This window comes from Paractinoplanes deccanensis (genome assembly GCF_016862115.1).
Taxonomy (GTDB): Bacteria; Actinomycetota; Actinomycetes; order Mycobacteriales; family Micromonosporaceae; genus Actinoplanes; species Actinoplanes deccanensis.
The window spans coordinates 66,382-78,400 of sequence record NZ_BOMI01000066.1; the positions used below are offsets into that span (position 1 = coordinate 66,382).

Genomic DNA, 12,019 nt, shown 5'->3' on the forward strand with positions numbered 1-12,019 from the left:
AGGATTCCTCGGGTCAGTCGGTGCGGTGCCGCGTGCTGAACCACTCCGTGGCGTCCTCGGGGCCGGATTCGCGGGCCTCCCGCGAGACGCCGAAGCCGTCCGGGAGGGTGGGCCGGGCGCCCGGGTCGCCGCCGTCGGCGCGGCGGCCGGCCACGGGGAGCCCGGAGTCGCCGGGACCGTCCGCGGCGGCGGGGCCCGGCGTCTCCGGGGCGGTTCCCGATCGGGGCTCCGGGGCCGTCGGCCGCGGTGGTGCCGTCTGCTGCCCGGGGTCCGCTTGCGGAAGCGGTGTCGTCTGCTGCCCCGGACCTGCCTGCGGCGGGGAGGCTGGCTGCGGTGTGGCTTCGGCTGGCTGCTGTGCGGGCTCGGGCGTGGTGGCGTCGCGGGGGATGGGGGGCCAATCGGCGGGCAGGCGGTGCATCGCCGCGGCGGCGCTCTGCTTGCGGGGCAGCGTGCGGCCGGCCAATGCGGAGACCGTGCCGCTGATCCGGGCGGCGCGGGACTCGGCGCCCGGGACGGCGAGCATGGTGGTGGCCGGCTCGGTTGTCCCGGCGCCGCTGCCGGGCGCGCCGGCCCCCTGCGTGCTGCCGCCTTGCCGACCGCCGCCCTGCGTGCCGCCCCGTGCCGTGGTGCCTCCGGCCGTGCCGGTCCCGGTCCCGGGTGCCGCTGTGGCCGTCGTGGCGTGGGTGCGGTCGCGGGGCGCGTTGGAGGTCGGCCAGAGGCGCGGCCGGCGCTTCGCGGCCAGGTCCTCGACCCAGCCGAAGGCGAGCACCGCCAGCGCGGTCAGAGCCAGGGCGGTGAGCAGGTCGCCCGCCTCGCCCATGCGGTCGCCCAGGTCGTCCAGGGCCAGGAAGGTCAGGACCGGCCAGACCGCGGCGATCGCGATGTTGTGCCAGAGATAGATGGTGACGGCCCGGTTGTTCACCAGGGTCACCGCATGGTCGAGCGGCTTGACGCGGGGCAGCCAGCCCATCGGCGGCTGCCAGCGGAGCGCGATCAGCACGAACGCCAGCGACCACAGCGCCTGCGACTCGGAGACGTCGTTGAGGTCGTACGTCCCGGCGTCGCGCAGGAAGTAGTACGCGCCCGCCGCCAGTGCCAGCGCGATCGGTGCGGCGATCCACGGCCGCACGCGCGCCAGGCGGCCGTCGTGGTGGGCGAAGCCGGCGATCCAGCACGCGCCGTAGGTGACGAAGTCCCACAGCGCCGCGTCGGCGGTCTCGGGGAAGCCGATGCCGGTGACGTCCAGCACCGCCATGATCAGCAGCGGCAGCGCCACCGCCGCCCAGCCGGCCTTGCGGTAGAGGGCGTACAGCACCGGCGAGAGCAGCACGAACCACAGGTAGGCGCGGATGTACCAGAGCGGCTCCCACGCGTCGAGCGCCTGGTCGCTGCCGGGCGGGTCGCCGATCGGCACGAGCCAGAAGAGCAGCCGCGGCACGCTGAACGGATGGGCGTTGTCGGTCTCCTGTGCCCACCCGGTCACGAGCATGACCGGCACGGCGACGAGCCCGAGCAGCCACAGCGGCGGCAGCAGGCGGCGGAGCCGTGACGTGACCACCTCGCCCGCCGCGCGCTTGTCCAGCGAGGCGGCGGTGAGCGAGCCGGCCAGCGCGAACATGACGCCCATCGCGGGGAGGACGATGGACAGCCACGGCCAGCCGTAGAGGTGGTACACGATCACCCGGACGATCGCGGCGGCACGGAGAAGATCCAGGTATCGGTTGCGCACCGCGACGAGGTTGCCAGTCCGGCCACTGTGGCGGGACCGTCCGGCCGGTTGCCAAGACGACCTCTCGGGCTTACCCCGTACGAATGAACTGTCCGGTTTGTCTGTGCGCTTGTGCGATGCCATCGCTCCCCTCCCGCGAGGAGTTCTTCCAGCTCAGGCCGCCTTGTGGAACCCTTCGCGCGGATCCGGCGGCGAGGTGCCCGGCCGAGGTCGTCAGTGACCGTGGCCGGGTCGTGACGTTGATCCCGGGCGAACGGCGCCCCGGTCGGGACGGGCGCCCACGGATCGATGGGGACTACGGGGCATGCGGAAACCTCTGGTGGTGGTCTGCGCGGCGGCGTCGGCACTGTTGCTCGCGGGCGGAGTGGCGGCGACCTCCGCGGATGCCGACGAGAGGCCGGACACGCAGGGCTGGGGCGGGTTCTTCCCGGGGTGGCCGTTCTTCGGAGGGGGCGGCTCGGACCTCTCCGGTGACGGCCGTTCAGATGTGGACGGCGGCTTCGCGGCGGACCGCGACCCCGGCGACCGCTCGACCGTAGGGGGCGACGGCAACTCGATCGCCGATAACGACGATTCGGGCGATTCCGATATGCACGGTGCCGGGCGTCCGGGGTTCGCGCCGGGGCCCGGCCACCAGCGGCCGGCGTTCGGCCAGGCGCCGGCCGGTCAGGCGCCGGCGGGCCAGGGGCCGGGCGGGGCGGCCCCTGGCCCGGGCGCTCCGGCGGCCGTGGCCCCCGGCGTGGCGGCCCCGGGCGTGGCGGCTGCGGGGCTCGCGGCCCAGGATCCGGCGGGGCAGCGCCCGGCGGCGCAGCGGCCCGCGGCGCAGCGGCCCGGCGCACAGCGTCCGCAGGCGGAGCGGCCCGGCGCCCAGGGGCCCGGCGGTCAGCGCCCGGCGGCCCAGCGGCAGCAGGCCCAGCCGGGCGCCGCGTTCCTCGACGCCGCCCGGCGCAACGTCACCGCGGCCGACGTCTCCGGGAACCCCGCGGCGCCCGTGCAGCAGAAGGTCCTGATCCTGGTGAACCAGAACCGCCGCCGGGCCGGGTGCGACGCGCTGCGGCTGGACCGGCGCCTGATCGAGGCGGCCAACCGGCACGCCGCCGACATGGCCCGGCGCGACTACTTCGAGCACGACTCGCCCAACGGGGACAACGCCGGCGACCGGGTGAGCCGCACGGGCTACGACTGGAAGCGCTACGGCGAGAACATCGCCCGCGGCGCGGACAGCGCGTGGGAGGTGGTCGACGGCTGGATGCACAGCCCGGTGCACCGCGAGAACATCCTCGACTGCGGCCTGCACGAGATGGGGCTCGGCCTCGCGATCGCGCGCGACCGCACCCCGTACTGGGTCCAGGACTTCGCCACGCCGATGGAATAGGTCTAATGTCCTTTTTGAACTCCTAACCACATACCGGTTTCGCGCCACGCTCCTTCCCCGGGATCTTTGGTTCGCGCATCTGTGCTTCGATGTGCGCACACAAATTCCTGGGGAGGAATGACATTGGGAGTGAGACGGGTGGCCGCCCGCCTCACCGGGACCGCGATCGCGGTCCTGGTCGGCGGGGGTCTCGGTGCCGTGGCACTGTCACCGGCCGGAGCCGGCGCCGCGGTGAGCAAGCCTGCCGCCGCGGTCGTGGTGACCAAGGCCGCAGCCGCTGGCTGCGCGACCGGTAAGTATCAGAAGTCCGTCGAGATCCTGCTCAACAAGCTCGGCGGCTTCGGCAAGATGACGGTCGACGGCAAGCAGTCCGCGACCGACTGCGCCAACATCAAGAAGTTCCAGCAGCGGTACGGCATTCGGCCGGCACAGGGTCTCGCGGGCCCGACCACCTACGACGTGGTCATGCGCCTCGCGGGCACCAAGGTCGCCGACTGCAAGGCCAAGAAGACCGGGGTCACGTTCTGCGTGAACCTCACCCGCCAGACCGCGTGGGTGATGAAGAACGGCAAGCGCATCACGCCGTTCACCGTCGTCCGCACGGGCATGAAGGGCTACCGCACGCCGGCCGGCACCTTCAAGATCAACAAGCGGACGGTCAAGGAGTGGTCGGACCCGTACGAGGTCTGGCTGCCCTACTGGCAGCGGTTCAAGGGTGGGATGGGCTTCCACCAGACCACCACGTACATCCACGACAAGTGGCGCGGCTCGCACGGCTGCGTCAACCTGCTGCCGCTCGACGCCAAGGCGTACTACAGCGTCGGCAAGATCGGGATGACGGTCAAGACCTTCGGCCGCCGCCCCGGCACCTGAGGTGATGCTGAGGCGGGCCGCGTCAGGCGGCCCGCCTCCGCGCATGCGTGGTGAGCACCTCGTTGGGCGCGAAATGACGCTCGACGCCACCGGCCGTGACCAGCCAGAGGCCGTCGCGGTTCAGCGTGTACCGCACGTCGGTGAACCGGCTCACCGTGTCATCGTGATGCACGACGGTCAGCTCGTCGGCGCTAATCATTTCCACCCCTTGTTCATCGTCGGCGGTGCTCCGTTCTTTACGGATCCGGCGGCACGGACGGTTCATCTCCCGCTTCGGCATAGAGTGGCGTGCGTGTCCCGCTCCCGCCCCCTGGTGATCGCCGTAGCGGTGATCTTCCTGGTCTCCTCGACGGCCGCCTCGTGCGGCGACGACAAAAGTGGGGTCAGTCTCGGTCAGGCGACCCGCGGCACAGTGGCCGAGATCGTTGAGGCACCCGGCGCGGTGACCGCGCGCGCCGCCGCCACCGTCAGCGCTCCCGCCGCCGGCACCCTGGCGGAGCTGCGGGTCGAGTCCGGCCAGCGCGTCTCCCGCGGCCAGGTCGTCGCCGTGATCGACTCACCCGAGCTGGAGGCCCGGCGCCGTTCCGCGGAACGGGCGCTCGACGAGAGCTCCGGCGGTCAGGTCACGGTGGGTGATTCCTCCGCTTTCTCGGCCGTACGCCATCAGACCGACACGAACGCCGAAAAGGCGTACAAGGATGCCCGGGAGGCCGCGGCCCGGATCACCGACCCGGCCCTGCGCCAGGCGCTGTTGCAGCAGGTGGACTCCGCGAAGCGCCAGTACAACGTGGCCTCCTCGGCGGCGGCCGCGGCCCTGCGCTCGGTCGAGCAGGGTGTGGCGTCGCTCGGTGACGCGGTCAACTCGCTCTCCTCCGCGCAGCGGCTGCAGGCCCAGCAGGCGTACGAGCTGGCGGACGCGGCCGTCGACGCGCTCACCGTGCGGGCGCCGGTCGCCGGTGTGGTGCAGCTCGGCGGGGTGGCCGGGGGAGGGGGCTCGCTCACCGACCTCCTGTCCGCCGGGGCGGGCGCCGCCACGTCCTCGTCGTCCGCGGGCGGCTCCCTGCCCGGCGTCGACGAGGCGGTCCCGCGCGGGGGGTACGTCGCCGCGGGCACGCCGATCCTCACCGTCGTCGACGTGAGCCGCCTCGGGCTGACCGCCGAGGTCGACGAGACGGACGTCCTGCTGGTCAAGGAGGACACCGCGGCGACCGTCGAGCTCGACGCGGCGTCCGGCGCCACCTACCGGGCGAAGGTGCGCTCGATCGACCTGCTCCCGACCACGTCGGCGCGCGGCGGCGTCTCGTACAAGGTGAGGCTCGACCTCTCCGGCGGCGAGACCGCCGACGGTGCCCCGGCGCCGACGCCGCGCCCGGGGATGAGCGCGGTGGTGCGCCTCGAGGTGCGCGAGGCGACGGACGCGGTCACGGTGCCCGCCTCGGCGATCATCAGCGTGGACGGCCAGGACACGGTCTGGGCGGTGCGCGGCGACCGCTACGAGCGCGTGCCGGTCACGCTCGGCGTGCAGGGCGAGGACGTCGTGCAGGTCACCGAGGGCCTCGACGCCGGCCAGCGGATCGCCGTCTCGGGCGCCGACGAGATCCAGCCCGGCGACAGAGCGCCGTGACCGGGTCCTTCACCGCGCCGGCCATCGTCGCCGACAACGTCAGTCGCACGTACGACCTCGACGGGGTCTCCGTGCCGGCGCTGCGCGGGGTGTCGCTGACCGTCGCGCCGACCGACTACGTGGCGATCGTGGGCACCTCCGGCTCGGGCAAGTCGACCCTCATGCACCTGCTCGGCGGCCTCGACCGCCCCAGCGGCGGCACCCTGCTCATCGGCGGCCGCGACGTGTCGACGCTCAACCCCGCCGAGATGGCCCGGCTGCGCAACGAGGTGATCGGCTTCGTCTTCCAGTCGTTCCACCTGCTGGCCCGCACCACGGCCCGCGACAACGTGGCGCTGCCCCTCGTCTACCGGGGCGCCGGCCGCCGAGAGCGCCGGGCCCGCGCCGCCGAGATGCTCGAACGCGTCGGCCTCGCCCACCGCCTCGACCACCGCCCCAACCAGATGTCCGGCGGCGAGCAGCAGCGCGTGGCGATCGCCCGGGCCCTGGTCACCGGCCCGTCCGTCCTGCTGGCCGACGAGCCCACCGGCAACCTCGACTCGGCCACCGGCCAGTCCGTCCTCACCCTCCTGGAGTCCCTGAACGCCGACGGCGTCGCCGTGGTCCTGGTCACCCACGACAAGGACGTGGCCGCCCGGGCCCACCGCCAGATCACCATGCGCGACGGCCTGATCGTCCCGCCTTCGGCCGCCTCGCCGTCGCCCACGTCCCCCTCGTCGTCTGCCTCCCTCTCGCCGTCGCCCACCTCCCCCTCGCACGCCTCTCCCTCACCGGCGCCACCCTCCCTCTCGCCGATCCCGACCTCGCCGTCCCCGTCCCCGCCGACATCTCCCTCGCCTACCCCGCCACCCGATTTATCCGGCACGGCGGGATTTGAGGGGACTCGCTCGTGAGGCTGGCCGAGGCGTGGCGGGTGGCGCTCGACGCTCTGCGGGCCAACCGGCTGCGCAGTGTGCTCACCATGCTCGGCGTGGTCATCGGGGTCGCGGCCGTCGTGGCGCTCGTGGCGATCGGCACCGGCACCAAACGGCAGATCGAGCAGCAGGTCGAGGGGCTCGGCTCCAACCTGCTGCTCGTCGTGCCCGGGCGGCTGGACCCCGGCGCCGCGCCGACCGCCTCGACGCTGACCATGGACGACGTCGACGCCGTCACGCGGGTCGTCGGCGACCGGGACCGGGTCGCCGTCACGATCAGCTCGGGGGAGACGGTCCGGGCCGGGTCGCAGTCCGCCTTCGCGAGCATGCAGGGGGTTCTCGAGACCACGCCCACCGTCTTCGTCCGGCGGCTCGACCGGGGCAGCTATCTCACCCGCACCGATGTCACCACCGGGCGCCGCGTCGCCGTGCTGGGGGCCGGGGTGGCGAGCACGCTGTTCGGCGAACGGGACCCGATCGGGCGGCAGATCACGATCGGCGGCGTGCGGTTCCGGGTGATCGGCACGTTCGAGCGGCTCGGGCAGAGCCTTGGCGTCGACCGCGACAGCGAGGTGCACGTGCCGGTCACCGCGGCGCAGCGGCTGCTCGGCACCGACCGCATCGACGGGCTGGCGATCCGCGCGCCCGACCGGGAACGGATCGACGCGCTCGGCTCGGCGGTCGTCGCGGCGCTGACCGACCGGCATCCCGACACCGACTTCAGCGCGGTCACCCAGGAGCAGATCCTCGGCGTGCTCGGCGACATCCTCGGCGTGCTCACCGGTGTGCTCGCCGCGATCGCCGGGATCAGCCTGCTGGTCGGCGGCGTCGGCGTCTCCAACATCATGCTGGTTTCGGTGCGCGAACGAACCAAGGAGATCGGCCTGCGCAAGGCCGTCGGTGCCCGGCCGCGCGACATCGGCGTGCAGTTCCTGCTGGAGGCCGTGCTCCTGACGACGCTGGGCGGCGTACTCGGCATGGGTCTGGGAATCTCGGCCGCCTTGATCGTCGACCGTCTGTCGCCCGTGCCGGCGGCCATCACCTGGTGGTCGCTCGCGCTCGCCTTCGGCGTGTCGGCCGCCGTGGGCATCATCTTCGGCGTCGTCCCGGCGCAGCGGGCCGGCCGGCTCGACCCGGTTGTCGCCTTGCGCACAGAGTGACCCCGGCGCCGCGGGGCCGCCGGAGCCGTCGGGGAGGCTCACTGTCATGAGACGCGAACCGCCGGCGCCCCTGCTCGTCCTCACGGCGATCGCCTCGGTGCAGGTGGGCAGCTCGATCGCGCACGGCCTCTTCGACGACCTCGGCGCGAACGGCGTCACCCTGCTGCGGCTGGCCCTCGCCGCGATCATCCTCGCCGCCGTCGCCCGGCCCCGGGTGCGCTCGTGGAGCCGGTCCGCGTGGCTGGCCGCCGCGCTGCTCGGCGTCGTCATGGCCGGCATGAACCTGATCTTCTATCAGTCGATCAGGACCGTGCCGCTGGGCATCGCGGTCACCGTCGAGTTCCTCGGGCCACTGCTGCTCGCGCTCGTGCAGACCCGGCGCTTGATCGACCTTTTGTGGGCGCTCATGGCGGCCGCCGGTGTCGCGCTGCTCGGCCTGGACGGCGGCGGTACGGCTCCGCTCGGCGGCCTGCTGCTCGCCTTCCTCGCCGGGCTCTTCTGGGCCGGATACATCGTGTGCAGCGCCCGCCTCGGCAGCCTCGTGCCCGGAACCGGTGGCCTCGCGGTGTCGCTCTCGGTCGCCGCGCTCATCGCGCTGCCCTTCGGCGCCGGGGGCGCGGCCGGGGTCGTCGAGCACCCGTCGCTGCTGATCGCCGCCACTGCTGTCGCGGTGCTCTCGTCCGTACTGTCATATGGCCTGGAGATTCACGCCCTGCGCAAGATCCCCACCCGGGTCTTCGGGATCCTGATGAGCCTGGAACCCGCCGCCGCGGCCGTCGCCGGCCTGATCATCCTCGGTCAGCGGCTCGGTGGCGCCGAGATCGTAGCGTTGGTGCTGGTCACCTTCGCGAGCGCCGGGGTCACGCTGGCCCGGCGGGAGAAGGCTCAGAAAGAAGTGGTCCTCGCCGAAGGGTCAGGGGACACGAGGAGGACGTAGGTTGCCGTTCACGATTCGCGACAAGCCGGGCGCCGCCCGCAGCGTCGCGTATCTGATGCTCGCCGCCGCGCCCGCCAACTTCGTCACCTGCGTCGTGCTGCCCGACTCGCGCCCGCTCGGCTGGGTCGTCACCACCGTCGTCGTCTGCATGTTCCTGGTCGTCGGCGGCCTCATGTGCCTGCGCCGCCCCGAGAAGGTCCCGCACGGGTGGTGGCTGATAGCGCCGTTCTTCGCGACCACGCTGATCACGACGCTCAACCAGCTGTCGAACGACGCCAGCACCGGCGCGCAGCTGTTCTACCTGTGGCCGGTCCTCTACTCGGCCAACTTCCTGAGCAGGCGCCTCATGGGTGTCACGCTCGCGACGATCTCGGCCGCGCACGCCTCGGTGGCCTTCCGGGTGCTCGACACCGCGCACGCCCTCTCCGACTGGTTCTCGCTGACCGTGGCGTTCGGCCTGACCATGGTGGTCGTCTTCAGCCTGCGCCGGCGCAACGACACGCTGCGCGAGGTGCTGGAGACGCAGGCGCTCGCCGACCCGCTGACCGGCGTGGCCAACCGCCGCTGTTTCGACGGCGAGATCACCCGGGCGGTGGCCTGGGCGCATCGTACGGAGGGCTCGCTCGCCCTGCTCACTGTCGACATCGACTACTTCAAGAAGATCAACGACACCTGGGGGCACGCGGTCGGCGACCAGGCCCTCCAGCAGGTGGCGGCGGCCCTGCGCGCGGTGGCCCGCGGCCCCGACGACGTAGTGGCCCGGCTCGGCGGCGACGAGTTCGTGATGCTGCTGCGCACCGACCGCATGGAGGCGCGCCGGGCCGCCGACGACGTGCGCACGGCCCTGGACGAGAGCAGCGGCCTGCCCGGCGGCACCCCCGGGCTCAGCATCGGCATCGCGCTGCTGCCCGACCACGCGGGCACGGCCGAGGAGCTGATCACGGCGTCGGACACGGCCCTGTACGAGGCCAAGGCGGGCGGCCGGGGACGGACGGCGGTGGCGCATCCGCCGGCCCCACGGCAGAACGTGGACCGGGTGCCTAGCTCGGTCGAGGCCTGACCACCGGCTGCTCGGCCGTGGGCTCGTCGAACGCGTCCGGTTCGCCTTTCGCCGCCGGCGCCTGCTCCGCGGGAGTGCCGACGCCGAGGATGTCCTCCCTGCGGCGGGGGTACGGGCCCCAGCCGTCGCGCAGCACGTGGATGTAGACGGCCTCCAGGCACACACCCACCCGCGCGGCCAGCTCGCTGTCGTCCGGCCCACCCAGGCGTACGGCCTTGGCGAAGTGATCCAGCGCCTCCATGTGCCGCCCCTGGTCGAAGCAGCTGCGCCCGGCGTTCTCGTGCACGACGCTGCGCAACGCCTCGGGCACCTCGTCGCCCGTGGCCTTGGCGAAGAGCCGGTCCGCCTCCTTGAAGTCGCCGCGCAACCGCAGGATGTGCGCCAGCTCCGCCTGAGCGATCACCATCGACTGAAGGTCCCGGGCCGACTCGGCGTGCGCCAGCGCCAGCCGGCTCGCCGCGGCGGCCATGCCCAGCTCGCCGAGCAGGCGATAGACCTCGGCTCGTACGCTCAGCAGCCCGGCCTTGGCGACGTTGTCGACCTCGTCGGCGAGCGGGCCGTCGAGCTTCTCGCCGAGCGCGCGCAGAGCGTCCCGGTCCTCGACGACCTCCCGCAGGGTGCCGCCGTCGAGCCGCCAGCGGATCGCCTCCAGGTCGGCCGCGGACAGCGTGGGCCGGGCGGGCTCGGGCGTGATCTCGGCCGCCTGCTTCCGTTCCGCGGCCTCGGCGAGCATCCGGCGTTCGATCTTCTGCCGTACGGCCTCCGCGTCCATGGTGGGCGGGCCGTCACTGTCGTCGGCTTCCGGAGTGTCCGCCTCGTGCTGTTCCAGGGGCGGCTGTGCCGTTTCTTGGCCGTTTGCGCGGGCCATGGCCTGGAACAGTCCCGTGACGTCGAAGTCGATGACGACCCGATCGTTCACCCGGGACGGGCGCGGTGTCGCTTCCGTTGCCTTTTCGGCGTCCGCTTTCTCGTTTTTGTCTGCGGTGTCCGGCTTGGCGGCGAACCACTTGCCGCCGAACTCCGTGTCCGCCGGCCGCGCGGCCGGCGTATCCGGCCCCGACACGTCGAGACGCGCGATCGGCCGCAGGTTGTGCAGCGTCCCGTCCGCATCCATGTACGGCGCCGCGTGCGCCCCCAGCCGCTGCTCACCCGGCTTCTCGGCCGCGCGCTGCTCCTCCTCCGCCGACCGGGCCGGCCCGGCGTGCCGCGCCGGCGACTCACCCTCGGGCCCGGCCGAGGGCGGGGCGCCGGCGGGCGCGGAAGACTGCGGCGCCGGACTGTCCACCGGCGGCCGCTGGGCGGGCACGCCCCTCGCCCGGCCGCCGGCGGGCGCGCTGACCGGCGCGGACGCGAGCGACGTGGGCCGTCCCGGAGCGGTGGGCTGCCCACCCGCTTCGTCGAGCGAGGCGGGGCGGGGCGCGCCGGGACTGGCGGCTGCCGTGCCGGGTCGGTGTCCTCCGCCGGCGACGGTCTGTGCCTCAGCCGCTCCGCCGGGCTGTGCCGCCGGTGCGGGCGCCGCGTGGCCTGCCGGTGCGACAGGCTGGCTCGGCTGGCTCGGCTGCCTCGGCTGGCTCGGCCTGAGGCTTTGGCCTGGCGTGCCGTCCTGGCCGGGTGTGGTGAGCCGGCCGGGCGCGGCGGGGTGGGCCTGGCCGGGGGCGCCGTGGTTCTGCGGGGCGCTGTGGCTTGGCGGGGCGGTGTGGCTTGGCGGGGCGGTGTGGTTCTGCGGGGCGGTGTGGTTCTGCGGGGCGGTGTGGTTCTGCGGGGCGGTGTGGTTCTGCGGGGTGGTGCGGCTCGGCAGGGTGTTGTGATTGGGCGGGGTGCTGCTGCCCGGTGGGGTGCTGTGGTTGGGCGAGGTGGTGTGGGCCGACGGGGTCGCTTGGCCGGGGGTGGCTTGGCCCGGGATCGCTTGGCCCGGGATCGCTTGGTCCGGGGTCGCGGCCTGGCCGGGCGACACATGACCCGACGTGGGAGATGCGCTGTGGTCCGGGCCGTAGGGCGCCGGCGGCAGGGGCCATTCCGCGGGACTGGCCGGTGATGTGGGCGCTACCGCTTCCGGGTTCGCCGACCCCGGGGTGAGCGACGTGGGCCGGTGGGTTGCCGGCCCCCGACCGTCGTGTGTGACCGAGGACGGCGCGATCGGTCCGCCGGGCACCGGCCTTTCGCCGGCCGGCGTCACGGGCGCGGTTGTCGGCGCCGCGCCGCCGGCAGCCTGGGCGCCGTGGGGCGGCAGGGCAGTGCCGCCAGGTGCCGTGACAGGGCCGTAGGCGGCCGCGGCCGTGGGGCCGAGCGTCGTGCCGGGGTCGCTGGGTGCCGAGGTTGCGCCGTTGGGTGCCGAGGTCGCATAGCC

Annotated in this window: 10 protein-coding genes; 7 read left to right on the forward strand and 3 right to left on the reverse strand. The window is 73.6% G+C overall.

The window, feature by feature from the left end; all coding sequences use genetic code 11:
- Window positions 1-13: 13 nt before the first annotated feature.
- Window positions 14-1,729, reverse strand: a complete 1,716-nt coding sequence (locus tag Ade02nite_RS49335) for an acyltransferase family protein (RefSeq protein ID WP_239168844.1) — start codon at window positions 1,727-1,729, stop codon at window positions 14-16.
- Between the two features lie 304 nt (window positions 1,730-2,033).
- Between Ade02nite_RS49335 and Ade02nite_RS17835 the strand changes: the two genes are divergently transcribed.
- Entirely contained in the window at window positions 2,034-3,104 is a 1,071-nt protein-coding gene (locus Ade02nite_RS17835) for a CAP domain-containing protein (protein ID WP_203764143.1), read from the forward strand.
- A gap of 117 nt (window positions 3,105-3,221) precedes the next feature.
- Complete coding sequence (locus Ade02nite_RS17840; protein WP_203764145.1) at window positions 3,222-3,977, forward strand: L,D-transpeptidase; 756 nt, start codon at window positions 3,222-3,224, stop codon at window positions 3,975-3,977.
- A 22-nt stretch (window positions 3,978-3,999) separates the two neighbouring features.
- Here Ade02nite_RS17840 and Ade02nite_RS17845 read toward each other — a convergent pair whose 3' ends face one another.
- On the reverse strand, window positions 4,000-4,176 hold the full coding sequence (locus Ade02nite_RS17845) for a hypothetical protein (protein WP_203764147.1): 177 nt from the start codon (window positions 4,174-4,176) through the stop codon (window positions 4,000-4,002).
- A 93-nt stretch (window positions 4,177-4,269) separates the two neighbouring features.
- Between Ade02nite_RS17845 and Ade02nite_RS17850 the strand changes: the two genes are divergently transcribed.
- From Ade02nite_RS17850 to Ade02nite_RS17870, 5 genes are read left to right on the forward strand one after another with little or no spacing between them, the layout of a single operon-like run.
- Window positions 4,270-5,601, forward strand: coding sequence for an efflux RND transporter periplasmic adaptor subunit (locus Ade02nite_RS17850; protein WP_239168845.1), 1,332 nt, complete (start codon window positions 4,270-4,272; stop codon window positions 5,599-5,601).
- The gene (locus Ade02nite_RS17855) at window positions 5,598-6,494 is read left to right on the forward strand and encodes an ABC transporter ATP-binding protein (RefSeq protein ID WP_239168846.1); all 897 of its coding nucleotides are present in this window, start codon (window positions 5,598-5,600) and stop codon (window positions 6,492-6,494) included. The genes Ade02nite_RS17850 and Ade02nite_RS17855 overlap by 4 nt, the downstream gene beginning before the upstream one ends.
- Window positions 6,491-7,675 (forward strand): ABC transporter permease, encoded by a 1,185-nt coding sequence (locus Ade02nite_RS17860; protein WP_203764149.1) that lies wholly within the window; start codon window positions 6,491-6,493, stop codon window positions 7,673-7,675. The genes Ade02nite_RS17855 and Ade02nite_RS17860 overlap by 4 nt, the downstream gene beginning before the upstream one ends.
- Before the next feature lie 46 nt (window positions 7,676-7,721).
- Window positions 7,722-8,612, forward strand: a complete 891-nt coding sequence (locus tag Ade02nite_RS17865) for an EamA family transporter (RefSeq protein WP_203764151.1) — start codon at window positions 7,722-7,724, stop codon at window positions 8,610-8,612.
- 1 nt (window position 8,613) lies between these two features.
- Window positions 8,614-9,672 (forward strand): GGDEF domain-containing protein, encoded by a 1,059-nt coding sequence (locus tag Ade02nite_RS17870; protein WP_203764155.1) that lies wholly within the window; start codon window positions 8,614-8,616, stop codon window positions 9,670-9,672.
- Here the strand turns inward: Ade02nite_RS17870 and Ade02nite_RS17875 are convergent.
- Window positions 9,653-10,978: a tetratricopeptide repeat protein gene (locus Ade02nite_RS17875; protein WP_203764158.1), complete on the reverse strand. Its 1,326-nt coding sequence runs from the start codon at window positions 10,976-10,978 to the stop codon at window positions 9,653-9,655. The two genes, Ade02nite_RS17870 and Ade02nite_RS17875, sit on opposite strands and share 20 nt — an antisense overlap.
- Window positions 10,979-12,019 lie beyond the last annotated feature (1,041 nt).